The 26,295-nt window shown below is 71.6% G+C and carries 20 protein-coding genes and 1 pseudogene; 17 read left to right on the top strand and 4 right to left on the bottom strand.

Annotation, left to right across the window (positions count from 1 at the left end):
• Positions 1–183: 183 nt before the first annotated feature.
• The 3 genes from ACZ60Q_RS34640 (at position 184) to ACZ60Q_RS34630 (ending at position 3,996) form a co-directional block, all read left to right on the top strand.
• On the top strand, positions 184–1,377 hold the full coding sequence (locus ACZ60Q_RS34640) for an argininosuccinate synthase (RefSeq protein WP_469641539.1): 1,194 nt from the start codon (positions 184–186) through the stop codon (positions 1,375–1,377).
• Between the two features lie 107 nt (positions 1,378–1,484).
• Positions 1,485–2,915 (top strand): argininosuccinate lyase, encoded by a 1,431-nt coding sequence (gene argH, locus ACZ60Q_RS34635; protein ID WP_469641538.1) that lies wholly within the window; start codon positions 1,485–1,487, stop codon positions 2,913–2,915.
• Between the two features lie 109 nt (positions 2,916–3,024).
• Positions 3,025–3,996 carry an aldo/keto reductase gene (locus ACZ60Q_RS34630; protein WP_469641537.1) on the top strand — a complete coding sequence of 324 codons (972 nt, stop codon included), beginning with the start codon at positions 3,025–3,027 and terminating at the stop codon, positions 3,994–3,996.
• 103 nt (positions 3,997–4,099) lie between these two features.
• Here the strand turns inward: ACZ60Q_RS34630 and helR are convergent, their stop codons facing one another.
• Positions 4,100–6,265 carry an RNA polymerase recycling motor ATPase HelR gene (helR, locus tag ACZ60Q_RS34625; protein ID WP_469641536.1) on the bottom strand — a complete coding sequence of 722 codons (2,166 nt, stop codon included), beginning with the start codon at positions 6,263–6,265 and terminating at the stop codon, positions 4,100–4,102.
• Between the two features lie 248 nt (positions 6,266–6,513).
• Here helR and ACZ60Q_RS34620 point away from each other — a divergent pair, with 248 nt between their 5' ends.
• Positions 6,514–7,065 carry a TetR/AcrR family transcriptional regulator gene (locus tag ACZ60Q_RS34620; protein ID WP_469641535.1) on the top strand — a complete coding sequence of 184 codons (552 nt, stop codon included), beginning with the start codon at positions 6,514–6,516 and terminating at the stop codon, positions 7,063–7,065.
• Positions 7,062–8,606 carry an MFS transporter gene (locus ACZ60Q_RS34615; RefSeq protein ID WP_469641534.1) on the top strand — a complete coding sequence of 515 codons (1,545 nt, stop codon included), beginning with the start codon at positions 7,062–7,064 and terminating at the stop codon, positions 8,604–8,606. Before ACZ60Q_RS34620 ends, ACZ60Q_RS34615 begins: the two co-directional genes overlap by 4 nt.
• 84 nt (positions 8,607–8,690) lie before the next feature.
• On the opposite strand, the gene ACZ60Q_RS34610 is transcribed toward ACZ60Q_RS34615, so the two are convergent.
• Positions 8,691–9,362: a lysophospholipid acyltransferase family protein gene (locus ACZ60Q_RS34610; RefSeq protein WP_469641554.1), complete on the bottom strand. Its 672-nt coding sequence runs from the start codon at positions 9,360–9,362 to the stop codon at positions 8,691–8,693.
• Between the two features lie 263 nt (positions 9,363–9,625).
• Between ACZ60Q_RS34610 and ACZ60Q_RS34605 the strand changes: the two genes are divergently transcribed.
• The 3 genes from ACZ60Q_RS34605 (at position 9,626) to ACZ60Q_RS34595 (ending at position 12,068) form a co-directional block, all read left to right on the top strand.
• The gene (locus ACZ60Q_RS34605) at positions 9,626–10,783 is read left to right on the top strand and encodes a glycerophosphodiester phosphodiesterase (RefSeq protein ID WP_469641533.1); all 1,158 of its coding nucleotides are present in this window, start codon (positions 9,626–9,628) and stop codon (positions 10,781–10,783) included.
• 191 nt (positions 10,784–10,974) lie between these two features.
• Complete coding sequence (locus ACZ60Q_RS34600) at positions 10,975–11,547, top strand: sigma-70 family RNA polymerase sigma factor (protein WP_469641532.1); 573 nt, start codon at positions 10,975–10,977, stop codon at positions 11,545–11,547.
• 17 nt (positions 11,548–11,564) lie between these two features.
• Positions 11,565–12,068, top strand: coding sequence for a GNAT family N-acetyltransferase (locus tag ACZ60Q_RS34595; protein WP_469641531.1), 504 nt, complete (start codon positions 11,565–11,567; stop codon positions 12,066–12,068).
• A gap of 103 nt (positions 12,069–12,171) precedes the next feature.
• On the opposite strand, the gene ACZ60Q_RS34590 is transcribed toward ACZ60Q_RS34595, so the two are convergent.
• Positions 12,172–12,612 (bottom strand): hypothetical protein, encoded by a 441-nt coding sequence (locus tag ACZ60Q_RS34590; RefSeq protein ID WP_469641530.1) that lies wholly within the window; start codon positions 12,610–12,612, stop codon positions 12,172–12,174.
• A gap of 1 nt (position 12,613) precedes the next feature.
• Entirely contained in the window at positions 12,614–12,973 is a 360-nt protein-coding gene (locus ACZ60Q_RS34585; RefSeq protein ID WP_103507461.1) for a hypothetical protein, read from the bottom strand.
• A gap of 601 nt (positions 12,974–13,574) precedes the next feature.
• On the opposite strand from ACZ60Q_RS34585, the gene ACZ60Q_RS34580 reads away from it, so the two are divergent.
• From ACZ60Q_RS34580 to ACZ60Q_RS34540, 9 genes and pseudogenes are all read left to right on the top strand, one after another.
• Entirely contained in the window at positions 13,575–14,693 is a 1,119-nt protein-coding gene (locus tag ACZ60Q_RS34580) for a methionine ABC transporter ATP-binding protein (RefSeq protein ID WP_469641529.1), read from the top strand.
• A complete protein-coding gene (locus ACZ60Q_RS34575) occupies positions 14,690–15,361 on the top strand; it encodes a methionine ABC transporter permease (protein WP_469641528.1) in 672 nt (223 codons plus the stop codon). Before ACZ60Q_RS34580 ends, ACZ60Q_RS34575 begins: the two co-directional genes overlap by 4 nt.
• Positions 15,362–15,443: 82 nt before the next feature.
• The gene (locus tag ACZ60Q_RS34570; RefSeq protein ID WP_469641527.1) at positions 15,444–16,310 is read left to right on the top strand and encodes a MetQ/NlpA family ABC transporter substrate-binding protein; all 867 of its coding nucleotides are present in this window, start codon (positions 15,444–15,446) and stop codon (positions 16,308–16,310) included.
• Positions 16,311–16,450: 140 nt separating this feature from the next.
• On the top strand, positions 16,451–17,098 hold the full coding sequence (locus ACZ60Q_RS34565) for a GNAT family N-acetyltransferase (protein WP_469641526.1): 648 nt from the start codon (positions 16,451–16,453) through the stop codon (positions 17,096–17,098).
• A 108-nt stretch (positions 17,099–17,206) separates the two neighbouring features.
• Complete coding sequence (gene cbiE, locus ACZ60Q_RS34560; protein WP_469641525.1) at positions 17,207–18,445, top strand: precorrin-6y C5,15-methyltransferase (decarboxylating) subunit CbiE; 1,239 nt, start codon at positions 17,207–17,209, stop codon at positions 18,443–18,445.
• A gap of 333 nt (positions 18,446–18,778) precedes the next feature.
• The gene (gene cobT, locus ACZ60Q_RS34555; RefSeq protein ID WP_469641524.1) at positions 18,779–22,426 is read left to right on the top strand and encodes a nicotinate-nucleotide--dimethylbenzimidazole phosphoribosyltransferase; all 3,648 of its coding nucleotides are present in this window, start codon (positions 18,779–18,781) and stop codon (positions 22,424–22,426) included.
• Between the two features lie 186 nt (positions 22,427–22,612).
• On the top strand, positions 22,613–23,923 hold the full coding sequence (cobA, locus tag ACZ60Q_RS34550) for a uroporphyrinogen-III C-methyltransferase (protein WP_469641523.1): 1,311 nt from the start codon (positions 22,613–22,615) through the stop codon (positions 23,921–23,923).
• A 69-nt stretch (positions 23,924–23,992) separates the two neighbouring features.
• Entirely contained in the window at positions 23,993–24,883 is an 891-nt protein-coding gene (locus ACZ60Q_RS34545; RefSeq protein ID WP_469641522.1) for a TrmH family RNA methyltransferase, read from the top strand.
• A gap of 415 nt (positions 24,884–25,298) precedes the next feature.
• A pseudogene (locus ACZ60Q_RS34540) lies at positions 25,299–25,922 on the top strand (DUF5655 domain-containing protein); the annotation flags it as partial.
• Positions 25,923–26,295 lie beyond the last annotated feature (373 nt).

Here is a 26,295-nt window from a genome sequence, read left to right as displayed (position 1 = left end):
GTCCGCTGTGCGGCCCTCCCCGTCGTCGGATACGGATGCCGATGCTAGAGGCGTTCGGGCCGAAGAGCGTCAGCACTTTCCGCCCGCACGACCAAGTGCACCGCCCTGACCTGCCACTTTGACAAACAATACGGAGGACTGCATAGTTATACCCATCAGTGATTGCACCGTAAGGAGAAACCCGTGACCGAGCGCGTCGTACTCGCCTACTCGGGAGGCCTGGACACCTCCGTCGCCATCGGCTGGATCGCCGAGGAGACGGGCGCCGAGGTCATCGCCGTCGCCGTGGACGTCGGCCAGGGCGGCGAGGACCTGGACGTCATCCGCAAGCGCGCGCTCGCCTGCGGTGCCGTCGAAGCCGAGGTCGCGGACGCCAAGGACGAGTTCGCCGAGGAGTACTGCCTCCCGGCGATCAAGGCCAACGCCCTCTACATGGACCGCTACCCGCTGGTCTCGGCCCTCTCCCGGCCGACCATCGTCAAGCACCTCGTCGCCGCCGCCCACAAGCACAACGCCGGGATCGTCGCCCACGGCTGCACCGGCAAGGGCAACGACCAGGTCCGCTTCGAGGCCGGCATCTCCGCGCTCGGCCCCGACCTGAAGTGCATCGCCCCGGTCCGCGACTACGCGATGACCCGGGACAAGGCGATCGCCTTCTGCGAGGAGAAGAACCTCCCGATCGCGACCAGCAAGAAGTCCCCGTACTCCATCGACCAGAACGTCTTCGGGCGTGCCGTCGAGACGGGCTTCCTGGAGGACATCTGGAACGCGCCGATCGAGGACATCTACGAGTACACCGAGAACCCCGCCGCCCAGCGTGAGGCAGACGAGGTCGTCATCTCCTTCAAGGAGGGCGTGCCCGTCGCGATCGACGGCCGTCCCGTCACCGTCCTCCAGGCGATCCAGCAGCTCAACGAGCGGGCCGGCGCGCAGGGCGTCGGCCGGATCGACATGGTCGAGGACCGTCTCGTGGGCATCAAGTCCCGAGAGGTGTACGAGGCGCCCGGCGCCATCGCGCTGATCACCGCCCACCAGGAGCTGGAGAACGTCACCGTCGAGCGCGAGCTGGCCCGCTACAAGCGGCAGGTCGAGCAGCGCTGGGGCGAGATGGTCTACGACGGCCTGTGGTTCTCCCCGCTGAAGCGCGCCCTGGACGGCTTCATCAACGAGGCCAACCAGCACGTCACCGGCGACATCCGGATGACCCTGCACGGCGGCCGAGCCGTCGTCACCGGCCGGAGGTCCGAGGAGTCGCTGTACGACTTCAACCTCGCCACCTACGACTCGGGCGACACCTTCGACCAGTCCAAGGCGCAGGGCTTCATCGAGATCTTCGGTCTCTCCTCCAAGATCGCGGCCAAGCGCGACCTCGCCTGACCCTCCTTCGTTGTACAGCCGCCTCCCCGTCGTCACGCGGCAGGGAGGCGGCCGCATATCCGCACCTTGGCCTACGCCTTGGCCTTTGCCTTTTTGAGGAGCACGCAGTGAGCAGCAACAACGGTGACGTCCGGCTCTGGGGCGCGCGCTTCGCCGACGGACCGGCCGAGGCGCTGGCCAAGCTGTCCGCCTCCGTCCACTTCGACTGGCGGCTCGCACCGTACGACATCGCCGGCTCCCGAGCCCACGCACGCGTGCTCAACAAGGCGGGCCTGCTCAGCGAGGACGAGCTGACCCGGATGCTCGCCGGGCTCGACCAGCTCGAAGCCGACGTCGCGGACGGCTCCTTCACCGGGACCGTCGCCGACGAGGACGTCCACACCGCGCTGGAGCGCGGGCTGCTGGAGCGCCTCGGCGCCGACCTCGGCGGCAAGCTGCGGGCCGGGCGGTCGCGGAACGACCAGATCGCCACGCTCTTCCGGATGTACCTGCGCGACCACGCCCGGACCATCGGCGGCCTGATCGCCGACCTCCAGAGCGCGCTGGTCGCTCTCGCCGAGGCCCACGCGGACGTCGCGATGCCGGGCCGCACCCACCTCCAGCACGCCCAGCCCGTGCTCTTCGCCCACCATGTGCTCGCCCACGTCCAGTCCCTGTCCCGGGACGCCGAGCGGCTGCGCCAGTGGGACGAGCGCACCGCCGTCTCCCCGTACGGCTCCGGGGCGCTCGCCGGATCCTCGCTCGGGCTCGACCCGGAGGCGGTCGCCGCCGATCTCGGGTTCGAGCACGGCTCGGTCGCCAACTCCATCGACGGCACCGCCTCGCGGGACTTCGTCGCGGAGTTCGCCTTCATCACCGCGATGATCGGCGTCAACCTCTCCCGGATCGCGGAGGAGGTCATCATCTGGAACACGAAGGAGTTCTCCTTCGTCACCCTCCACGACGCCTTCTCCACCGGCTCCTCGATCATGCCGCAGAAGAAGAACCCGGACATCGCGGAGCTGGCCCGGGGCAAGTCCGGCCGGCTCATCGGCAATCTGACCGGCCTGCTCGCCACGCTCAAGGCGCTCCCGCTCGCGTACAACCGGGACCTCCAGGAGGACAAGGAGCCCGTCTTCGACTCCTGCGACCAGCTGGAGGTCCTGCTCCCCGCCTTCACCGGCATGATGGCCACCCTCACCGTCCACCGCGAGCGCATGGAGGAACTGGCACCGGCCGGCTTCTCGCTCGCCACCGACATCGCGGAATGGCTGGTCAAGCAAGGCGTCCCCTTCCGGGTGGCGCACGAGGTGGCCGGCGCCTGCGTCAAGGAGTGCGAGCGGGGCGCCATCGAGCTCGACCAGCTCACCGACGAACAGTTCGCCACGATCTCCGAGCACCTCACCCCCGAGGTCCGTACGGTGCTCCATGTGCGGGGCGCCCTCGCCTCCCGCGACGGCCGGGGCGGAACGGCCCCCTCCGCCGTCGCCGTCCAGCTCACCGAGGTGAAGGAAGACCTGGCCGTCCAGCACGCCTGGGCCACCGCCCGTCGGCGGTAGCGCCGGTCAGGTGCGCGCGGCGGCGATGTCGCACCGGATGGACGAAGGGTGTCGCGGGCCGCGCTCACCGGGGTAGGAGTAACCGAAACCCGACCCCGAGGAGCCCGCGATGCCCTTCGCCGCCCTGGCCGCCGCGACGACCCCGACCGCCCACATCGGGCTGGGCCTTGCCGCCGTCGGGAGGCCCGGCTACATCAATCTCCACCGAGACCGGGACCTGCCCGCCGACCGCGACGCCGACGCCCTGCGCGCCCGCACCCACGAACTGCTGGACGCCGCCTACGCCCAGGGCGTCCGGTACATCGACACCGCCCGCTCCTACGGCCGCGCCGAGGAGTTCCTGGGGGAGTGGCTGGACGCCCGGCCCTCGTTCACCGACCTCGTCGTCGGCTCCAAGTGGGGGTACACCTACACCGCCGACTGGGCCGTCGAGGCCGAGGAACACGAGGTCAAGGACCACAGCCTCGCCGCCTTCGAGCGCCAGTACGCCGAGACCCGGGCCCTGATCGGCGACCGGCTCAGCCTCTACCAGGTCCACTCGGTCACCCCGGACAGCCCGGCGCTCACCGACAAGGAACTGCTCGGCCGGCTCGGCGCCCTGGCCGCAGACGGCGTCACCGTCGGCCTCTCCACCAGCGGGCCCGCCCAGGCCGACGCGATCCGGGCCGCCCTCGCCGTCACGGTCGACGGCGAACCCCTCTTCCGTACGGTCCAGGCCACCTACAACGCCCTGGAGACCTCGGCCGCGCCCGCGCTCGCCGAGGCCCACGACGCCGGGCTCGCCGTGATCGTCAAAGAGGGCATGGCCAACGGGCGCCTGGCCGGGGACGAGGCCCCCGCCGTGTTCCAGGAGATCGCCGCCGACGCGGGCGTGGGCGGCGACGCGGTCGCCCTCGCCCTGGTCCTGCACCAGCCCTGGGCGGGTGTCGTGCTCTCCGGCGCCGCCACGGTGGGCCAGCTCGCCGGCAATCTGCACGCCGCCGTCGTCGACCTGGACGACGAGCAGCGGGCCCGCCTCGACGCCCTGGTCGAGGAGCCGGACGCCTACTGGCGGCACCGGGCGGGGCTGCCCTGGCACTGACGCCCGGTGCCGCCAGTAGGCGGCCGACCCCGACGCGGATGCCCGCCCTGCCCCGGCGCCGCCCCGGTCGGCCCGCCCGGCGTCGAACCCCGCCCCGCCGGCCTCAGGAGCGCGTCAGGACGACGAGTTCCCGGGTCGCCCGGGTCATCGCGACATAGCGGTCCACCGCCCCCTCGACTCCCGAGCCGAAGTCCTCCGGGTCGACGAGGACGACCAGGTCGAACTCCAGGCCCTTCGACAGCTCCGGGGTCAGCGACCGCACGCGGGGCGTCGCCCGGAACACGGGGGAGCCGATGACGCAGGCGATCCCGTCGTCGTTCGCGGCGAGCCAGTCGGCGAGTACGGTGTCCAGGTCCCCGACGGGGCCGTACGTGACGGGGATGCCGCTGCTGCGGACCGATACCGGCACGTTGGCGTCGGGGAGCACGGCCCGGACCACCGGCTCCGCCTCCGCCATGATCTCCTCCGGCGTCCGGTAGTTGATGGTCAGGGAGGCCGGCGTGATCCGGTCGAGCCCGACCCGCTCCAGCCGCTCCCGCCACGACTCGGTGAACCCGTGCCGGGCCTGCGCGCGGTCCCCGACGACGGTGAAACTCCGGGACGGGCACCGCTGGATCAGCATCTGCCACTGGGCGTCGGTCAGTTCCTGCGCCTCGTCCACGACGATGTGCGCGAACGGCCCGGCCAGCAGGTCGGGTTCGGCGCCGCTCGGCCGGTCGGCGGTGGCCAGGGACTCCCGCAGATCCGCCCCGCGCAGCATCATCAGCGCGCCCTCACCGTCCGCGTCCGCCTCCGCCAGGGTCTCGTCGGCGAGCAGGCCCTCGACGACCCGGTCCATCTGCTCGCGATCCGCGGCGGCCGCCGCCTCGTGCCGGCGCCTGCGCCCGGACGCCTCCGGGTCGCCGAGCCGCTGCCGTGCCGCGTCCAGGAGAGGCAGGTCGGACACCGTCCAGGCCTGGGCGTCCGGGCGCTGCAACCGCCCGACCTCCTCCGAGGTCAGCCAGGGGGCGCACCTGCGCAGATAGGCGGGTACGGACCAGAGGTCGCCGACCAGGTCGGCCGCCTCGACCAGCGGCCAGGCCCGGTCGAAGAGGGCGAACAGCTCCCGGTTCCGTCGCAGCGCGGCGCGCAGCTGTTCCTCCGGGGCATCGCCGTCGTGCTTGTCCACGAGGATCGTGAGCAGTTCCTCCCAGATCACCTCGCGCGCCTCGTTGTGCGGAGTACCCGGGTCCGCAGCCCCGAAAGCCGAGGCCCAGTCGGCGGCGCTCAGCCAGATGTCGGACCAGTGCGTCTCCACCCGTACGCCCCGGGCGGGCGGCTCCTCGTAGAACCGGACGGCCGGCTCGACCGCCTTCACCAGGTCCGCCGACGCCTTCAGCCGTGCCACCCCCGGGTCGGCCTCGGAGCTCGCCGCCGCCCCCTCGGCGACCAGGTCCCGCAGGGTGCACGTCTGCACGCCGTCCTCTCCGAGGCTGGGCAGGACATCGGCGACGTACCCCAGGTAGGGCTCGTGCGGCCCGACGAACAGCACGCCACCGCGGCGGTGGCCGAGGCGCGGGTCGGAGTACAGGAGGTAGGCGGAACGGTGCAGCGCGACGACGGTCTTCCCGGTGCCGGGCCCACCGTCGACGACGAGCGCGCCCCGGGAGCCCGCCCGGATGATGGCGTCCTGGTCGGCCTGGATGGTGCCCAGCACATCGCGCATCCGGGCCGACCGGTTGCCGCCCAGACCGGCGATGAACGCGGACTGGTCATCCAGCGCGGCATGCCCGGCGAAGCCCTCCGGGGCGAACACCTCGTCCCAGTAGTCGCTGATCCGGCCGCCGGTCCAGCGGTAGCGGCGGCGGCTCGCCAGGCCCATCGGATCGGCGTGGGTGGCCCCGAAGAACGGCTCGGCGGCAGGGGAGCGCCAGTCGAGCAGCAGCCGGCGGCCCGTGCTGTCGGTCAGCCCGAGCCGTCCCACGTACAGAAGTCCGGAACCGTCCGCGGCGACCATGTGCCCGAGGCACAGGTCGAGGCCGAACCGGCGCAGGGCGCGCAGCCGGCCGGTCAGCCGGTGGATCTCCACGTCCCGGTCCATCGCCTGCCGGCTTGCCCCGCCGGGCGCCCTGCGTTCGGCCGCGAGCCGCTCGGTCAGCTCGGCGATCGACTGTTCCAGGCAGTGGGCGATGGCCGCGAAGTGCTGCTCGTCATCGGCGATCAGCGCCGGGTCGGCCTTGGGGGAGAGGCGGTCGGGGAGGTCGAACGCGCTGGCGGTCAGGGGTTTCACGGCATCGGTTCCGATCTGCGGTGCGTACGGGGGGCGGCGTCCCACTCCGGCTACGGCGGACGATTCTGCGGCATATGGGGGGTCTTGCCGCAAGGCCCCCCATGCGCTATAAGTTGAGAGTGGCAAGGAGTGGATCTACCTCCGGCCACTTTTTTTATCTCCCGCCCCGCCCCGCCCCGCCTTCCCCTTGCCTGCCCTCCCCCCCCCATGGTGAGACGATGCTGTCTCAGGTGGGTTATGGTTGTCTCATGACTCTTGACCGTGAGCAGGTGCTGCGCTGCGCCGCCGCCCTGCTGACCCGAAAATCGACCGCCACCATGGACGAGGTCGCCAGGGCGGCGGGCATCGGCCGGGCCACCCTCCACCGTCACTTCGCCGGGCGCGACGCCCTGGTGAGAGCGCTGGAGGATCTCGGCATCCAGGAGTTCGAGGCGGCCCTGGACACCGCCCGGCTCGACGAGGACACCTCCGAGGAGGGGCTGCGTCGCCTCATCGCGGCCGTCGAGCCCAGCGCCGGACTGCTGTCCTTCCTCGTCAACGAGAACCAGCTCTTCGAGGGCGACGAGGTCAACGAGGGCTGGAACCGGGCCGACGCCCGCGTCTCCGCCTTCTTCCGCCGCGGCCAGGAACGCGGCGAGTTCCGTATCGACCTCACCCCCGCCTGGCTGACGGAAGCCCTCTACGGGCTCGTCAGTGCCGGCGCCTGGGCTGTCCAGACGGGACGGGTCGCCACACAGGACTTCCAACACATGATCGTCGAGTTGCTGCTCGGCGGAGCACGCCGGAGCGTAGAGCAATGACCAGCATCGATCAGAACCCGGACACCACGGACGCCGTACGCCGCCCGGGGCGGTGGATCGCGCTCGCCGTCCTCGTCCTCGCCGTGCTGCTGGTGGCCGTGGACGCGACCGTCCTCGGTCTCGCCACCCCGTTCCTCAGCGAGGACCTCGAACCGACCGGCACCCAGCTGCTCTGGATCGGTGACGTCTACTCCTTCGTCATCGCCGGCCTGCTCGTCTCGATGGGCAGCCTCGGCGACCGGATCGGCCGCAAGAAGCTGCTGCTGGTCGGCGCCGTCGCGTTCGGCGCGGTCTCCGTGCTCAACGCGTACGCGACTACGCCCGAGATGATGATCGTGGCCCGGGCGCTGCTCGGTGTCGCGGGCGCCACCCTGATGCCGTCCACCCTGGCCCTGATCCGCAATCTCTTCCACGACCCGCGCGAGCGCAGCCTCGCCATCGGGATCTGGGGTGCGATGGCTTCGGCTGGCGCGGCCCTCGGTCCGGTCGTCGGCGGGTTCCTGCTCGAACACTTCTGGTGGGGTTCGGTCTTCCTCATCAACCTGCCCGTGATGGCCGTCCTCGTCGTCGTCGGCATCAAGCTGATCCCCGAGTCCAAGAACCCGGCGCCCGGCCCGTGGGACATGCTCAGCGTTGGGCTCTCCCTGGTCGGCATGATCGGTGTCGTGTACGCCATCAAGGAGGCGGCCGCGCACGGGGTGAGCTGGGAGGCCGGGGTGGCGGTGGTCGCCGGCGCCGGTGCGCTCACCTGGTTCGTCCGCAGGCAACTGCGGCTTCCCGCGCCCCTGCTGGACATGAGGCTCTTCCACCACCGGGGCTTCTCCGGCGCGGTCCTCGCCGACCTGCTCACCATCCTCGGCCTGTCGGGTCTGATCTTCTTCCTCTCCCAGTTCCTGCAACTGGTGCAGGGCCGTGGGCCGCTGGAGGCCGGGCTCGCCGAGCTGCCCGCCGCGATCGGTGCGGTGACCGCCGGTCTGCTGGCCGGGTTCGCCGCCCGCCGCTTCTCGGTCCGTTCCGTCGTCTCGGGCGGTCTGGCCGCGGTCGGACTGGCCCTCGGCAGTGTGACCCTGCTCGACCAGAACACCGGGTATCCACTGCTCGGCTCCATGCTGCTGGTCGTCGGCGTCGGCGCGGGCTTCGCCTTCACCGTCACCGCCGATGTGATCCTCTCCAGCGTCCCGACGGAACAGGCGGGCTCCGCGTCCGCCGTCTCCGAGACCGCGTACGAACTGGGCGCGGCTCTCGGTATCGCCCTGCTCGGCTCCATCGTCACCGGCGTCTACCGTGGCTTCCCGACCCCGTCGGGCGTCCCCGCCGACATCGAGTCGGCCGCCCACGAGTCACTGGGCGGGGCGGTCGAGGCCGCCGGGGCACTGCCCGCCGCCCAGGCGGGGCCGCTCATCTCGGCGGCCCAGGAGGCGTTCGTCGACGGACTGCGGTCGGCCGCGGGTATCGGCGCGAGCGTACTGCTGGCCGCGGCGGTCGCCGCCTGGTTCCTGCTGCGGGGCCAGAAACTGGAGGACGGCGTCGAGCACCCGTAGGGCGGTCGACCTCAGAGCGGTGACGACGCGGGGCCCGCACCCCCTGAAGGGGTGCGGGCCCCGCGTCGTCACCGTCGTACGGGGTCAGGCGGCCTTCGCCTTCGTCGCGTACATGTCCACGTACTCCTGGCCGGACAGTCGCATCACCTCGGCCATCACCGAGTCGGTCACCGCCCGCAGCACATAGCGGTCGCGGTCCATGCCCTCGTAGCGCGAGAACTCCATCGGCTCACCGAAGCGCACCGTGACCTTGCCCGGCCGGGGCAGGCCCGCTCCGCCCGGCTGCAGCTTGTCGGTCCCGATCATCGCGAACGGGATCACCGGAGCGCCCGTCATCAGGGTCAGCCGCGCGATGCCCGTACGGCCCCGGTAGAGCCGGCCGTCGGGGGAGCGGGTGCCCTCCGGGTAGATGGCGAAGGCCTGCCCCTTCTCCAGCACCCGGCGTCCCGTCATCAGCGCCGCGACCCCGCCCCGGCCGCCGTCCCGGTCCACCGGGATCATGCCGCAGCCGGTGAAGAACCAGGCCATCAGCCGGCCCTTGAGGCCCTTGCCCGTGACGTACTCGTCCTTGCCGATGTAGAACACCGGCCGGTCGCAGCAGATCGGCATGATCATCGAGTCGATGAACGTGAGGTGGTTGCCCGCGAGGATCACCGGCCCGGTCCCGGGAATGTTCTCGACGCCTTCCACCTGTGGGCGGAACATCAGGCGCAGAATCGGTCCGAGCACTGCCTTGATGACCGTGAGACGGGACAACGGTTCCTCCGGTGTCGTGGCCTGGCCGGCCGCGATGGAATGGGTCGTACGGGCGGTGGCCGGTGCCGACGGGTGATGGTCGGTGCAGGTGAGGACGATACTCGCGGGTATGCCCTGATCGCACATCGGGTTCACCAAGCGGATACGCGGTGTTGACGTGTGTTTCCGCCATGTTGGCCGACGGTACGCCCTCTCGTACACCTCCCAGCCTACGATCGGGCCTCGCTCGACCGGTCCCGGACATCACCAAGCGAGGAGTTTTCATGACGGAGCGTGCGCGGACGACCCCCGCCCGGCGGACCCTTCTGGGCGCCGCGGTCCTCGGCACCGCCGCCCTGGGCCTGCCCGCCGCCGCCCAGGCCGCCGAGCGCGGCGGGGGGCACGGCGGCGGCCACGGATCGCTGCGCGATCTGCCCGTGCCGACGGTGATCGGCCACCGGGGGGCCAGCGGCTACCGCCCCGAGCACACCCTCGGCTCCTATCAGCTGGCCCTCGACCTGGGTGCGCACATCGTCGAGCAGGACCTCGTGCCGACCAGGGACGGCCACCTCGTCTGCCGCCACGAGAACGACATCACCGCCACCACCGATGTCGCCGACCACCCCGAGTTCGCCGGCCGCAGGACGACCAAGAGCATCGACGGCCTCGCCCTGACCGGCTGGTTCACCGAGGACTTCACCCTCGCCGAGCTGAAGACCTTGCGGGCCAAGGAGCGCATCCCGGGCAACCGCCCGGACAACACCCTCTACGACGGCCGCTGGACGATCCCCACCTTCGAGGAGGTGCTGCGCTGGGCGGAGAAGGAGGGCCGTAAGCGCTCCAAGCCGGTCTGGCTGTACGTGGAGACCAAGCACCCCACCTACTTCCGCAAGCTTGGCCTCGGCCTGGAGGAGCCGCTCGCCCGGCTGCTGCGCCGCCACGGCCGGGACCGCAGGAACTCCGCGCTCATACTCCAGTCCTTCGAACCCGGCTCGGTCCAGCGCCTCGCGCGCCTCGTCGACACCCCGCGCGTCGTCCTGCTGTCCGGCCCGAAGGAGCGCCCCTGGGACTTCGTCGAGTCGGGCGACCCGCGCACGGTGGCCGACCTGGTGAAGCCCGCCGGACTGAAGTGGCTGGCCTCCTTCGCCCAGGGCATCGGCCCCACCCTCGACCTGGTCATCCCCAAGGACGCCTCGGGACGGCTCACCACCCCGACCACGCTGGTACGGGACGCGCACGCCAAGGGCCTGCTGCTGCACCCGTACACGCTGCGCAACGAGAACAGCTTCCTGCCCGCCGACTTCCGGCGCGGCACCGATCCCAACGCCTACGGCGACGTGTTCGGCGCCTGCGCCGCCTACCTCGCCACCGGCATCGACGGCGTCTTCGCCGACCATCCGGACACGGCGCTGCTCGCGGCGGCGGACCACGCAGGGCGCTGACCCGGTACGGAGGCGGGCGCGGCGCACCTCTCGCACCTCTCTTGTACTTCTCGCACCTCTTGTACTTCTCGTACTTCTCGTGCCTCTCGTGGACGAGGTGTGCCGTCAGCCACCCGCCCCGGCATCCCCCGGTCGGGTGGTGCCGCGCCGCCGGGGCAACCAGCGGCCGTCACCGGCACGTCAGCCGGGGCATGACGCTTCTCGATCATGACCCCGGTCCGGCCTCTTCCACCGCCCTCGTCGTCCGAGCCTTACAACCCCTGGTGCGCGCGGAGGCGAGGGCCGAGGCCCCGGCCGCCGGGCTCGACCCCGCCGACCTCGAACAGAGCGTCTGGGTGCGGCTGCTGGAGCGCCCGGCCGCTGCCGGACCACCCGCCGACGCCGCCCGCTGGGTGCGCGACACCGTGAGGGGCGAGGCCCGCCGCGGACGCCGCACGGTCCGGCGGGAACGTCCGTACGCCGGAACGGATCCCGCCGCCGGACCGGCCGACTGCCCGGAACGCGCCGCCCTCAGGGCCGCCGAACGCCGGGCGTTGCGCTCCGCGATGGCCCGGCTGCCCGGCCGCTGCCCCCGGCTGCTGGAGGCGCTGCTCTCTCCCGGCGACCCGACCTACCGGGAGATCGCAGGGGAGTTGGGTATGTCACAGGGGAGCTTGGGTCCGATCCGTTCCCGTTGCCTTGGATGTCTGCGCAGAATGCTGGCTGCGGAGGTTGTCGCTCCTTCCGTGCGGGAAAGGAGCGGTAGGCAACCGGCGAACAGGTGAGCGGGAGGCGTGCACACATGGGCATGAGCGTGACCATCTCGGCGGCGACGGCACAGGACGTCGAGCAGATCTTCAGACTTCAGTACCTCTGCTTCCAGAGTGAGGCGGAGCTGTACGACAACTACCGGATCGACCCGCTCGTCCAGACCCTCGAATCTCTGCGCGCCGAGGTCGCCGACGACCTGGTGTTCGTGGCCCGGCTCGGGGACGAAGTCGTCGGCTCGGTCCGAGGGGGCACCGACCCGGACGGCACGGGCCTCATCGGCAAGCTCTGCGTCCACCCCCGGCTCCAGGGTCACGGCCTCGGGGCCCGGCTGCTGCTCGCCGCTGAGTCGGCGCTCTCCGGGGAGCGGGCGGCGACCCGCTTCCGGCTGCGCAGCGGACACCGCAGCGAGGGCAATCTGCGGCTCTACAGGCGGGCCGGATACGCCCAGGTCGGGGCCGTCACCGGAGCCGACGGCGTCCGGATGGTCCTGCTGGAGAAGGACGCCGCGGACCGGGACTACGTGGCCAGCGCCTGACCGTGCGCCGCGCCCGGTGGGGCCGTAACCAGAAGAACGGCGTCGGCGGCGGCGGGGTGGGGGCGAGCCCTCAGGCCGCCACCGTCGATGCGAGAGCAGGCACTCAGACCGCCACCGTCCTCGCGCGGCGCAGCCAGATCATCCCGGTGACCGGCAGGATCACCGGGATGAAGAGGTAGCCCATCCCGAAGTCCGACCACACCGTCGAGTCCGGGAAGGCGGCCGGCTCGGCCAGCGTCCACGCGCCGACGACCAGCACGCCGAGCAGCTCCGCGGCACAGCACACCAGGGCCGCCCGGCGGGCCTTCTCCCCGCCGCGCACCAGCGAGTAGGTGATGAAGCCGTACACCAGGGCCGCGACGGCCGAGAGCGTGTACGCCAACGGCGCCCGGTCGAAGCCCCTGACCATCTCGACGATCGTCCGCGAGGCCGCCGCGACCGTGAACACCCCGTAGAACCAGACCAGGACCCGGCCGGGACCGGTGCCCAGTTCGAAGGGCGGCCTCGGGGCCGCGTCCACCTCGGGGCGGTCGGTGTCGCTCACGTCAGTTTCCCCAGATGTCATAGAGCCGGACCTCCAGAACCGCCAGTACGACCGCGCCCGCCGCCACCGTGACCGAACCCCAGCGGGTCCGCTCGGTCAACGACAGGAATCCGGCCGCGGGCACGGCGGCGAACGAACCGATCAGATAGGCGATGAACACCGCCATCCCCTGCTCCGGCCGCTCCCCGCGCGCCAGCTGCACGACGCCCACGACCAACTGGGCCAGCGCCAGCACGGAGACGACCGCCATCCCGATGAAATGCCAGTCCTTCGTCGGCTGGTCCCGGTAGGCGGCATGTCCGCACCAGGCGGCGAGGGCGAGCGCGGCCACGGCGACCGCGACCGTCAGGGCGTCAAGCATGAGTCGAGGGTATTACGGACGGAACGCCCGCCCGCGTGCGGCCCCGGCCACCACCCGGGCGGCCACCGCCCGGGGCCGTACATCGTGGCCTTGACCACAACCGGCGCCAGACGTTCCGCTCCCCGGGCGCCCGCTCACCGCTGAACCCGACCGCGCGATCGCCCTGTCATCGCAGGTCACAGCCGCGCGTCGCGAATCGGCCGAGGCAACTGGAAGGTCATCATCCGGCCATCCAGCACTGTCCGCTATGCGGACAGTCGAGATCGCGGAGACCTCACGTCTGTTTTACTTGGCCCATGACCACGACGAGCAGCCGCACCCTTGCGACCGAGGCGATCAGCACGCCCGGTGCTCGTTGTATGTGTCGAATGCGCGCCTTCTGAGGGCCCCCGCCTGAGCCTCGCGCCCCGAAGCGAGACCGAGCCTGCGCCGTCCGCACCCCGCGGAACGAGCGCGCCCGCGCATGCGCTGCCCCCCCGGCCGACCGCCGCGTACAGCCATGCCGAGACCTCCCGGCCGACCAGCCCGCACAGTCTCTTCAGACGAATGCCCCGTGCCCGGCGGACACCGCGCCGCGCACTCGACAGTGACGGAAACCCCTGTGATCACCACGACGGGCCTCACGAAGGTCTACCAGTCGCGCGACCGTGAGGTCACCGCCCTCGACGGCGTCGACCTGCATGTCCGCGAAGGCGAGGTGTACGGCGTCATCGGACAGAGCGGCGCCGGCAAATCCTCCCTGATCCGCTGCGTCAACCTCCTGGAACGCCCCACCTCCGGCACCGTGACGGTGGCCGGCCAGGACCTCACCGCCCTCGCCGGCCGCGGCCGGCGGGCGAGCGCCGAACTGCGCCGGGCCCGCACCCGCATCGGCATGGTCTTCCAGCACTTCAACCTGCTGGACTCCCGCACCGTCCTGGACAACGTGGAGCTGCCGCTGGAGATCCTCGGCATCTCCGGCCAGGCACGCACCCGCAAGGCCAAGGACCTCCTCGACCTGGTGGGCCTCGCCGAAAAGGCGAAGTCCTACCCCGGCCAGCTCTCCGGCGGTCAGAAGCAGCGCGTGGGCATAGCCCGCGCCCTGGCGGGCGACCCCCAGGTGCTGCTCTCGGACGAGGCGACCTCCGCACTCGACCCCGAGACCACCCGCTCCATCCTCCAACTGCTGCGCGACCTCAACCAGCAGCTCGGCCTGACCGTCCTGCTCATCACGCACGAGATGGACGTCGTCAAGACCATCTGCGACTCCGCGGCGCTCATGCGGCGCGGCCGGATCGTCGAGTCCGGGACCGTCGGCGAACTCCTCGCCACCCCCGCCTCCGAACTGGCCCACGAACTGTTCCCGGTCGGCGGGACCGCCTCCGGCCCCGACCGCACGGTGCTCGACGTCACCTTCCAGGGGGAGTCGGCCTCCCAGCCGGTCATCTCCCAGCTCTCCCGTACGTACAACATCGACATCTCGATCCTCGGCGCCGCGATGGACACCGTCGGTGGCCGGCAGATCGGCCGGATGCGCATCGAACTGCCCGGCCGCTTCGAGGAGAACGTCGTCCCCATCGGTTTCCTGCGCGAGCAGGGCCTCCAGGCCGAGGTCGTCGAGGACGGGACAGGGCCGAAGACTCCCGCCGTGAGCGACGGGGCCGACGCGACCACCGCGCCCGAGGCCGCCGGCGTACCGGAGCAGACGTCCCCCGCACTCACCAAGGAGGTCGTCAAGTGACCTGGTCCGAAATGCAGCCCCTGCTGACCCAGGGCACCGTCGACACCCTCTACATGGTGCTGTGGTCCGCGCTGGTCACCGTCGCCGGCGGACTTCCGCTCGGTGTTCTGCTGGTCCTCACCGACAAGGGCGGCCTGCTGCGGAACGCCGTGGTGAACAAGGTCATCGGCGTGATCGTGAACATCGGCCGCTCCCTGCCCTTCATCATCCTGCTGATCGCCCTGATCCCCTTCACCACCTGGGTCGTCGGCACCTTCATCGGTCCCACCGCGATGATCGTGCCGCTCGCCGTCGGAGCCATCCCGTTCTTCGCGCGGCTCGTGGAGACGGCGATCCGCGAGGTCGACCACGGACTCGTCGAGGCGGTGCAGTCGATGGGCGGCTCCATCCCCACGATCGTCCGCAAGGTGCTCCTCCCGCAGGCCCTGCCCTCGCTCGTCTCGGGTGTCACCACCACCCTCATCGTGCTCATCGGCTACTCCGCGATGGCCGGCGCGGTCGGCGGCGAAGGTCTCGGCTCCAAGGCCGTCACCTACGGATTCCAGCGCTTCGACAACCAGTTCATGCTGATCACCGTCGCGCTGCTGATCGTCATCGTCACCGTGATCCAGCTGATCGGCGACCTCACCGTCCGGCTGCTGGCCCGCCGCGGCCGCACCGCCTCCTGAGGCCCGGCCCCCAGAACTCTCCGTCCCCACCGAGCCCGAACTCCTTGTCCGGGCGCACCACCACAAGAAAGAGGCACTTTTCGTGCGCAAGAACATCAAGATCACCGCTGCCGTCGCTTCCGCCGCCGCCCTCGCCCTGGGCCTGAGCGCCTGCGGTACGGCCTCCGACCCGGCGTCCAAGAGCGAGACCGGCGCGAACGCCGACACCTCCAAGGCCCTGGTCGTCGCCGCGTCCCCGACGCCGCACGCCGACATCCTGAACTTCGTCAAGAAGAACCTGGCGAAGAAGGAGGGCCTCAACCTGGAGGTCAAGGAGTTCACGGACTACGTCCTGCCGAACACCGCCACCCAGAACGGCCAGGTCGACGCCAACTTCTTCCAGCACAAGCCCTACCTGGACGACTTCAACGCGAAGCAGAAGACCACCATCGTGCCCGTGGTCGACGTCCACCTGGAGCCGCTGGGCCTCTACTCCAAGACGGTCAAGGACCTCAAGGACATCAAGGCCGGCCAGACCATCGCCGTCCCCAACGACACCACCAACGGCGGCCGCGCCCTCCAGTTGCTCGCCGAGAACGGCCTGATCACCCTCAAGGACGGCGTCGGCACCAACGCCAAGCTGAGCGACATCACCGACAAGAAGGGCCTGGAGTTCAAGGAGCTGGAGGCCGCCACCGTGCCCCGCGCCCTGGACGACGTGGACGCCGCCGTCATCAACGGCAACTACGCCATCGAGGCCGAGCTGAAGCCCGGCAAGGACTCCCTCGCCCTGGAGAAGGCCGAGGGCAACCCGTACGCCAACTTCCTGGCGGTCAAGGACGGCAACGAGAAGGACCCGCGTGTCGAGAAGCTCGCGAAGCTCCTCAACTCCGGCGAGGTCAAGAAGTTCATCGAGGACACCTACCAGGGCGCGATCGTCCCGGCCTTCGGTGCCCCCGCCAAGTCCTGACGCCCGTCCGGCACTTGCCGACGGAGCCCCGCACCTCCCTCCCGGAGGCGCGGGGCTCCGTCGTCCCGACCCGCCCACGCACACGGCGGACCCGATGCTGCATGCTGTGCTTTTAACCGGTCTTCGGTATGGAGCTGCGCATGACTACCACCTTTCCGTCCATCTCCATCAGCACGGACAGGTTGGTGATGCGCCCCTTCGAGATGGCCGACATCCCCGCGTACATCGAGATGATGAACGACGAGACGGTCACCGCGTGGATGGACGGGCCGAACCCGTACACCCAGGTGGACGCCGAACGCTGGGTCCGCAGGATCGCTCCCGCCGAACGCACCGCGGGCCACGGCATCGCCCTCGCCGTCACCGAATTCCTCACCCAGCGGCTCGTCGGCAGCGTCCGCCTCCTCAACACCGACTGGCGCACCCTGGCCACCGAGGTCCGCTACATCACCGCCCCCTGGGCGCGCGGCGAGGGGTACGCCACCGAATCCGTGCTCGCCGTAGCCCAATGGCTCTTCCGTGACCAGGGTTTCGAACGCATCGAACTGCGCACCCCCGCCGACAACACCGCCTCCCAGCAGGTCGCCCAGAAGCTCGGCTGCATCAGTGAGGGCGTCCTGCGCAACGCCCGCATCGCCCGGACCCGGACCGAGAACGGCACCGACGGCGGCTGGACCGACATCCGCACCGACCTGATCGTCTGGGGGCTCCTCCCCGAGGATCTCGAAGGGGTCGCGGAACAGCTCGCCGACGCCGGCGACTACGGCACGTACAACAGCTGGAAGTAGAGCCCGAGGGCACCCGGACCCCCGAGGTCCGGACCAGGTACTCTCACCCCTGCCCGGCACCGCACGGGCGACGCCCGCTCCCTCCGACACCTCAGGAGACAGACGACGATGGCCGACCGGGTCACGGTGATCGGCTGGGACGGCTCGCCACTGACCAGAGCGGCCACGGCCGCGCTCTCGGCCGCCACGCTCGTCGCCGGCGCCGCCCACCACCTCGCCCTGCCGGAAGTGCCCCCGCACGCCGAACGCATCCGCCTCGGCAGCGTCGATCTCGCTGCCCGCAGGATCGCCGGACACCGCGGCAGCGCCGTGGTCCTCGCCGACGGCGATCCCGGCTTCTTCGGCGTCGTCCGCACGCTGCGCGCCCGCGAACACGGCCTGGAAGTCGAGGTCGTGCCCGCCGTCTCCTCCGTGGCCACCGCCTTCGCACGGGCCGGCATGCCCTGGGACGACGCCCAGGTCGTCGTCGCCCACCCCCGCACCCTGCGCCGCGCGGTCAACGTCTGCCGGGCCCACCACAAGGTCGCCGTCCTCACCTCACCGGGCGCCGGACCCGCCGAACTGGCCCTGCTCCTCGACGGCGTCCACCGCACCTTCGTGATCTGCGAGGAGCTCGGCACCGCCCGCGAGCGCATCACCGTCCTCACCTCCGACAAGGCGGCCGACCACGCCTGGCGCGACCCCAACGTCGTCATCGTCCTGGGCGGCGGCCCCGAGACCTCCGCCGCCGGCGCCTGGATCGCCGGCCGCCGGCCCGCCTGCTCCCGGGGCATACGGGGCTGGGCCCTGCCGGCCGAGGCCTACCGGGCCGCCGGGGCCGAGCGGATGCGGGAGTCCGGAGAAGGCGAGTTTCCCGGCCTGCGCGCCGCCCAGCTCGCCCGCCTCGGCCCCCGCACCGGCGACCTGGTCTGGGACATCGGCTCCGGCAGCGGCGCCCTCGCCGTCGAGGCGGCCCGCTTCGGCGCGGCGGTCCTGGCCGTGGACGCCGACCCGGCCGCCTGCGCCCGCACCGAGGCCGCCGCCCGCGCCTTCGGTGTACCCGTCCAGGTCGTCCGCGGCCGTGCCCCGCACGTCCTGGAACGGCTGCCCGAACCGGACGTCGTACGGATCGGCGGCGGGGGAGTCCCGGTGGCCACCGCGGTCGCCGACCGCCGCCCCGAACGCATCGTGACCCACGCCTCGACCCGCGACGAGGCCGAGGCCCTCGGCGGGGCGCTCACCGGCAACGGCTACACGGTCGAATGCGCGCTGCTCCAGTCCGTGGACCTGGACACCACCGCCTGGACCGAGCGCGAAAGGTCGGTCGTTTTCCTGCTGTCCGGACGCCGGTCCGACCTCGCCCCCTGACCCGTTCGGCCCGGTGCGGAAGGTAAGCTGGCCGATCGTTGTACCGCGCCCGGCCGTTCGTCGCTTCGTACGTCAGTGTCCGGAAAAGTGGGCCGTTTTGGTCCGCACTGTGGTACGGCACAACCCGGGGGACGCGCAACGTGGCGCAGTCCACAGTGAGCCGTGGCAGAACAGCCTGTCGCGGCGGCGAACGGCCGCGAGAATAGGAAGCCCCGCGGGCGTTTCGTGCCGCGCGGCGAGCCCGCTCGTTCTTGATGACGAGCACCGGCGTGCCGTGGTTCGGCGTCCCGGGCGAAGGGCCGAAGGAGCACTGACGATGGGCGAGGGGTACGCATGACTGACACCGGCCGGATCCCGGGCGAGGGACTGCCGGAGAACGCAGGCATGGTGGAGCAGCCGGGCATCCCCGCCCCGGACGCGTACACCTTCCTCGACCCCTCCGAGCACACTCCCGAGGACGACGACCTTCTGCTGATGCCGACCTCCCAGGGCGCCTGGAGCGACCCGCAGGTCGCCCCGGCCCCCGCGCAGGGCCAGCCCGCCGCGCAGACCACGCCGGCGCAGCCCGCCGCTCCCGAGCACGGCGCCCAGCAGCTCCAGCGGCAGGTTCCCGCGCAGCAGGGCCAGGAAGCTCCAGCCTCCGCCCCCGCGGAGACGCACAGCACCCATGAGTCCGGTGGCCGCGACTCCGGCTCCGTGGACCTCAACGGCGTACGCATCCCCGCGCCCGCACCGGCGCCCGCATCGGTCGGCGCGCCCGCCCCCGCCCGCCGCCCCCTGCACCGGGGCCCCGCCCCCGCCGAGGCCCCGGCGTACGGCGGTACCCAGGGCGGCGTCGTGCGCTCGCTGGCCGACCGGGGCCCCGCCGGAGCCACCCGGACCGCCGCCCCCGCCCGCCACGCGGGCCCGCCGACGACCGGCCCCGAGTACTTCGACGCCCCGGCCGAGGACCCCTCGACCCTGCCCGGCCCGCAGCTGGGCGAGATCCCGCCGCAGGCCGGCGCCCCGTGGGGGGCGCAGCCGCCGCAGCCGGAGCAGTTCGTCGCGGAGCAGGCGCCCACCGAGCAGGCGCCCGCCGAGACGGCTCAGCAGCCGGAGCGGATTCAGGTTGTCGAGGCCGAGCAGCCGGTGGCCGAGCCCGCTATGGTCGAGCGGACTGTGGTGGTTGAACAGGTCGAGGCCGTGGTCGAGGCAGAGGAGCCGGTTCAGGAGGTACAGCCGGCCGAGCCGGTGGCCGTGTCCGTCCCGGCAGCGGTTTCGGCGGCTCCGATCGAGCAGCCGGAGCAGCCCGCTGCCGCCCCGCAGTCCGAGCCGGCCCCGCAGCCCGCTGCCGCCCCGCAGCCCGAGCCGGCCCCGCAGCCCGAGCCGGCAGAAACGGTCGTTCCCGAGCCGGCCGCCGTGGAGATGTCCCCCGTCGTTCCCGTCCCCGTCGTCGGACCGGAGCCCGAGGCGGCCCGGCCGGAGGCTCCGGCAGAGGCACCTGTCCAGGCCCCGGCCGACGAGGTGGCAGCGTCCGGGACGCCGGAGCCGGTGGAGGCGCGGCACGCTGTCGCCACGGCCCCGGAGCCCGAGGCCGGGACCGTTCCGGTGGAGGCCGCAGCCCCCGAACCCCAGGCCCCGGCACAGGACACGCCTGTCGTCGAGCCGGTGGTGCAGCCCGAGCCGGTGGTGCAGCCCGAGCCGGTGGTGCAGCCCGTCGAGCCGGCCCCGGTGGCAGCAGTGGCCGAGAGCCCGGAAGCCGTTGCTGGTCCGGAAGCCGTTGTGGCTCCGGAAACCGTTGCGGCGGAGCCGGTGGCCGAGCCGCTCGCACCCGAGCCCATCGCCGCAGAGCCTGTGGTACCCGCAGCGCCTGTGGAGCCAGTGGCGCCTGTGGAGCCCGTGGTACCCGTGGAGTCGGCCGAGCCCGTGACGGAGGGAGCGGCGGCGCAGGAGCTGACGGCCCGGCAACTTCCCGCGACGGAGCAGGAAGCCACCTCGGTCCCCGCACCCGGGTCCGCTGTCGAGCCCGGCGGGGCAGCGTCGGCGGCAGCGGCCGACGTGGTCGCGCCCGAAGCCGAGGACGGCACCGGCCCCGAGGTCATCGAGACACCGGAACTCCCGGAGCCGCTGGAGGCCGACCAGCAGGCCCCCGCCGCCGACCAGCAGGCACAGGCTGAGGCACCGCAGCACACTGACCCACCGCAACCGGCCGAGGCGGCACAGCAGCCTGAAGGGCCCGCCGAACCCGCCGAACAGGCCGAGCTGTTCACCCCGCCCGCCCCCGGTTACGACGACGCCGAGCGGGAAGCGGTCCTGCGGGTCATGCGGGAGCGCCGGGACATCCGCAACGGCTTCCGCAGCGACCCGATTCCGCACGAGGTCCTGCTCCGGGTGCTGGAGGCGGCGCACACCGCGCCGAGCGTCGGCCACTCGCAGCCGTGGGACTTCGTCGTCATCCGCTCCGCCGAGACCCGTCGCTCCATGCACGAGCTTGCCCAGAGCCAGCGCGACGCCTTCGCGAAGTCGCTGCCCAAGGGCCGGGCGAAGCAGTTCAAGGAACTGAAGATCGAGGCGATCCTCGATACTCCGGTCAACATCGTCGTGACCGCCGACCCCACCCGTGGCGGCCGTCATACCCTCGGCCGGCAGACCCAGCCGCAGATGGCGCCGTACTCCTCGGCCCTCGCCGTCGAGAACCTGTGGCTCGCCGCCCGCGCCGAGGGCCTCGGCGTCGGCTGGGTCAGCTTCTTCGACGAGCGGGAGATGGTCCGCGCGCTCGGCCTGCCCGAGCACCTGGAGGTCGTGGCCTACCTGTGCGTGGGTTACGTCGACGAGTTCCCCGAGGAGCCCGAGCTGATGCAGGCGGGCTGGTCCAAGCGCCGCCCGCTGTCCTGGGTCGTCCACGAGGAGACGTACGGTCGCCGCGCGCTGCCCGGTGCCGAGCCGCACGACCTGCTCCAGGAGACCATCTCCGCGATCCGCCCGCTGGACGCGAAGGCGCTCGGCGAGGCGTGGGAACGCCAGAAGCGGATGACGAAGCCCGCCGGCGCGCTCGGCATGCTGGAGATCATCTCCGCACAGTTGTCCGGGCTGTCCCGGATGTGCCCGCCGCCGATCCCGGAGCCCGCGGCCGTCGCGATCTTCGCCGGTGACCACGGGGTCCACGCCCAGGGAGTCACCGCCTGGCCGCAGGAGGTCACCGCCCAGATGGTGGCGAACTTCCTGGGCGGCGGAGCCGTATGCAACGCCTTCGCGGCCCAGGTCGGCGCGGAGGTCTGTGTCGTGGACGTGGGCGTGGCCACCGACCTGCCGGCGACCCCGGGGCTGCTGCCCCGCAAGGTACGCGCGGGAACAGCGGACTTCACGACGGGCCCCGCACTCTCCAGGGAAGAGGTCCTCGCGGCGATCGAGGTGGGCATCGAGACCGCCCGGGATCTGGTGGCGGCAGGCAACAAGGCTCTGCTCACCGGCGAGATGGGCATCGCCAACACCACCGCGTCGGCTGCGCTGATCTGTGTGTACACGGGGGCCGACGCCTCCGAGGTGACCGGCCGGGGGACCGGCATCAACGACGAGATGCACGCCCGTAAGGTCGACGTCGTCCGCCGCGCCCTCGACCTGCACCAGCCGGACCCGGCCGACCCGATCGGCGTGCTCGCGGCGGTCGGCGGCCTGGAGCACGCGGCGATGGCCGGTTTCCTCCTGGGCGGAGCCTCCCTGCGTACGCCGGTGATCCTGGACGGCGTGAGCGCGGGCGCGGCGGCCCTGGTGGCCCGCGCCATCGCCCCCGAGGCACTGGCGGCCTGCATCGCCGGCCACCGCAGCGCGGAGCCCGGCCATGTGGCCGCGCTCAACAAGCTGGGCCTGCGCCCGCTGGTCGACCTCGACCTGCGACTGGGCGAGGGAACCGGCGCGCTGTTGGCGCTCCCGATCGTGCAGAGCGCGGCGCGTGCGATGCACGAGGTGGCGACGTTCGACTCGGCGGGCGTGACGGAGAAGTAGTACGGGGTGAGGCGGGGGCCTCCAGTCCCGGCCCCCGCCTCACCCCGCCCGTCCCCTCACCTCGCTTTCGGCCCTCGCCCCACCCCGTATCGTGTTCCCGACCCAGACCTCAGCCTTCCGCACGTCACAGCCGCTCCACCGCCGCAGCGGCCCTACGCAGCACCCGCACGAGGAGCCCGTACCGCCATGGCCGAGCACGCAGACCACGCCGACCGCGCAGGTCACGCAGACCGCGCCGACCACCCCGCGTACCTCGTCGGACTGCGCCTGCACGGCCGCCGCGTCGTCGTTGTCGGCGGTGGACAGGTCGCGCAGCGCAGGCTGCCGCAGCTCATCGCCACCGGGGCCGTCATCACGCTGGTCTCCCCGTCCGCGACGCCCTCCGTCGAGGCCATGGCGGACGCCGGGGAGATCCGCTGGGAGCGCCGCCGCTACGAGGACGGCGATCTCGCCGACACCTGGTACGCCCTGATCGCCTCCTCCGACACCACGGCCAACGACGCCGCCTCCGCCGAGGCCGAGCGCACCCGTACCTGGTGCGTCAGGGCCGACGACGCCGAGGCCGCCACCGCCTGGACCCCGGCCACCGGCCGCAGCGAGAACGTGACCGTCGCCGTCCTCACCACCACCTCCCAGGGCCGTGACCCCCGGCACTCCGCCGCCATCCGCGACGCCATCGTCGAAGGCCTGCGCGACGGCACCCTCGCCGCCCCGCACCACCGCACCCGCGCCCCCGGTGTCGCGCTCGTCGGCGGCGGTCCCGGCGACCCGGACCTGATCACGGTCCGTGGCCGCCGCCTCCTCGCCGAGGCAGACGTGGTCATCGCCGACCGCCTCGGCCCCCGCGACCTGCTCGACGAACTCCCGCCGCACGTCGAGGTGATCGACGCCGCGAAGATCCCTTACGGGCGGTTCATGGCCCAGGAGGCGATCAACCGAACGCTCATCGAGCACGCCAAGGCGGGCAGGTCCGTCGTCCGGCTCAAGGGCGGCGACCCGTTCGTCTTCGGCCGAGGCATGGAAGAGGCCCAGGCGCTGGCCGCCGAGGGCATCCCCTGCACGGTCGTCCCCGGGATCTCCAGCACCATCTCCGTCCCCGGGGCGGCCGGCATCCCCGTCACCCACCGGGGCGTGGCCCATGAGTTCACCGTCGTCAGTGGCCATGTCGCCCCCGAGGACCCACGCTCGCTGGTCGACTGGGAGGCCATCGCCCGGCTGCGCGGCACCCTCGTCCTGCTGATGGCCGTCGACAAGATCGGCGCCATCGCCGCCGCACTGATCGGCCACGGCAAGGACCCGGCGACCCCGGTCGCCCTCGTCCAAGAGGGCACCACCGCCGCCCAGCGCCGGGTCGACGCGACCCTCGCGGACGTCGGCGAGCGCGCGGTCGCCGAGGATGTGCGCCCGCCCGCCGTGATCGTCATCGGCGAGGTCGTCGCGGTCGGCCCGCACTCCGCACCGGGGACCGGCCAGGACCGGCCGGACGACGAGGCGTGAAGTAGCCCGCGGTCACCTATCTCCATCCCAGGCGTTGGCACCACACACCGGACAAGGCAGTATCACCCTGTGGCAGAACTCATCACCGTCGACGACCCTGACGACCCGCGGCTGAGCGACTACATCGGCCTGACCGACGTCGAGCTGCGACGACGGCGCGAACCCGCCGAAGGCCTCTTCATCGCCGAGGGCGAGAAGGTGATCCGCCGCGCCCGGCAGACCGGGTACGAGATGCGGTCGATGCTGCTCTCGGCCAAGTGGGTCGACGTCATGCGCGACGTCATCGACGAGGTCCCGGCCCCGGTGTACGCCGTCACCCCCGAACTGGCCGAACGCGTCACCGGCTACCACGTCCACCGCGGTGCGCTCGCCTCCATGCAGCGCAAGCCGCTGCCCGGCTCCGACGAACTGCTGGCCACCGCGCGCCGGGTGGTGGTCATGGAATCGGTGAACGACCACACCAACATCGGTGCGATGTTGCCTTTGGGCCCCCAGAAGGGCGCAGCTCAGCGCGTCGCCATCTTCGAGGACATCGTTGATCACACGAATCTGGGGGCTGCCTTCCGCAACGCAGCCGCTCTGGGCGTGGACGCCGTCTTCCTCACACCACGCTGCGCCGACCCCCTGTACCGGCGGGCGGTGAAGGTGTCGATGGGCGCCGTCTTCCACGTCCCCTGGACCCGTCTGACCGCGTGGCCGGAGGACGCCGAGCTGTTCCGCCGGCACGGCTTCGTGACGGCTGCCCTGTGCCTCGACGAGAAGTCGATCACGATTGACGAACTGGCCGCCCGCCGGCACGGGAAACTGGCCCTGATGTTCGGCACCGAAGGCGACGGACTGTCGACCGCCGCCCTGCGCGCGGCCGATGAATGGGTCCGGATCCCGATGGCCTCAGGAGTGGACTCCCTCAACGTCGCCGCCGCCTCCGCCGTGGCCTTCTACGCGACGAGGCTCCCGTGAGCGCAACAGTGCAAAGACGCACCTGAAGAGATCACCGGTGTTCGTGTGCTGCGTGTCGCGTGCTGGCTGCTTGCTGGCAGCGCCTCGGCGTATGAGTCCGGGCAGGTGCTGAGAAGGCACGTGCTCTATCCATTGAGCTAAAGCGGCTGACCTGCGTAGACGCAGCTCCCGGGCGCTGGCCCCCGAGCCCGGGGGACACCTGGGGGACTCCCGGTGAGCGGGGCGCGAGCGCTCCCCGATCGGCCGATCGTAGGGCCTCACACTGTCTTCACACCTCCAGAGCCTCTCGCGGAAGCAATTCCGACCCCGTCGGCGTCGGTGATTTCCGAGCCGAGGAGGGGAAGGTGTCGAGCCTGAAGCTGTTCCGCCTGAGATCGAGGCCGATGCGCAGGGCCTTGTCGAGGCGCACGTGGAGATGCTGCTGGGCGTCCGGTTCCTGGCGAGCGAATACGGTACTGGGCCGGGGCACATGGGCCGGATTGACTCGCTGGGGCCGGACGAGAACGGATCGCCGGTCATTGTCGAGTACAAGCGTGGCACGGATGCCGGCGTCATCAACCAGGGCCTGTTCTACCTTGCCTGGCAAATGGACCACCGGGCCGAGTTCGAGCACCCGGTCCGAGACCGTCTCGGGGTGGCAGCCGCTTCCAAGGTCCTGTGGAGCGGACCGCGTCTGATCTGTATCGACGGCGACTTGACGCGGTACGACGTGCATGCTGTGCGCGAGCACCGGCGCTCGATCGATCTGGTCCGCTACCGACTCTTCGGCAGCGACCTGCTCGGCCTTGGGATGGTGGCGTCCGTGAGCGGCGGCATGAAGGTGGCCCGCCGGGGGCGTAGGCAGGCGGTTACCCTGGCGGCAGTTGGCGTCGTGGGAGCGTCGATGGTGGAGCTGGCGAGCGCGGTCGACGAGGCGCTGCTTGGGCTTGGGGACGGTGTGAACCGTATGGAGCGCAAGCAGTACCGGGCGTACCAGCGGCTGCGGAACTTCGCCTGCCTCTGCCCGCCGCAGCGCATCAAGCTGTTGGTCTACCTGAAGGGGTCTTGACCCAAGCCCTGACCACCCGGCCTTGAGGAAAAGCCCCGATCCGCACCCAAACGAAAGGAGGGGCATCCAAGATCGTTGTGTGACGAACAATCTGGACACCCTCGCGACAGCACTTCCACGCTGTCCTGGAGCGGTGAAGGCCCAGACCGCGCCCCTTTGTGTTCGGTCGGTGGCACAAAAAACTTCGGTCCCGGTATCGGTACGGTCCGTGCTGTGCGTGGAGCGGCGGGTGGGCAAGCTGTGGGCCACGCGTGGCGCTTTGCAGCCGACAGGGTGCGCCAACTCATGGGGAGGACTAACCAGTGCTCAACATACCCACTGGCGGGAACCCGCCGACCACCTCCGATGCCGACCCCCGGGGGCA

The organism is Streptomyces sp. NPDC104313 (genome assembly GCF_055583985.1).
The sequence above is the reverse complement of the archived record's forward strand: the minus strand, read 5'-3'. Positions and strand labels throughout refer to the sequence as shown.

Coding starts and splice junctions, on each gene's coding strand:
- ACZ60Q_RS34630 (WP_469641537.1), top strand. CDS start 3,025: ATGCCCTTCGCCGCCCTGGCCGCCGCGACGACCCCGACCGCCCACATC.
- ACZ60Q_RS34620 (WP_469641535.1), top strand. CDS start 6,514: ATGACTCTTGACCGTGAGCAGGTGCTGCGCTGCGCCGCCGCCCTGCTG.
- ACZ60Q_RS34615 (WP_469641534.1), top strand. CDS start 7,062: ATGACCAGCATCGATCAGAACCCGGACACCACGGACGCCGTACGCCGC.
- ACZ60Q_RS34605 (WP_469641533.1), top strand. CDS start 9,626: ATGACGGAGCGTGCGCGGACGACCCCCGCCCGGCGGACCCTTCTGGGC.
- ACZ60Q_RS34600 (WP_469641532.1), top strand. CDS start 10,975: ATGACGCTTCTCGATCATGACCCCGGTCCGGCCTCTTCCACCGCCCTC.
- ACZ60Q_RS34595 (WP_469641531.1), top strand. CDS start 11,565: ATGGGCATGAGCGTGACCATCTCGGCGGCGACGGCACAGGACGTCGAG.
- ACZ60Q_RS34585 (WP_103507461.1), bottom strand. CDS start 12,973: ATGCTTGACGCCCTGACGGTCGCGGTCGCCGTGGCCGCGCTCGCCCTC.
- ACZ60Q_RS34565 (WP_469641526.1), top strand. CDS start 16,451: ATGACTACCACCTTTCCGTCCATCTCCATCAGCACGGACAGGTTGGTG.
- cbiE (WP_469641525.1), top strand. CDS start 17,207: ATGGCCGACCGGGTCACGGTGATCGGCTGGGACGGCTCGCCACTGACC.
- cobT (WP_469641524.1), top strand. CDS start 18,779: ATGACTGACACCGGCCGGATCCCGGGCGAGGGACTGCCGGAGAACGCA.
- cobA (WP_469641523.1), top strand. CDS start 22,613: ATGGCCGAGCACGCAGACCACGCCGACCGCGCAGGTCACGCAGACCGC.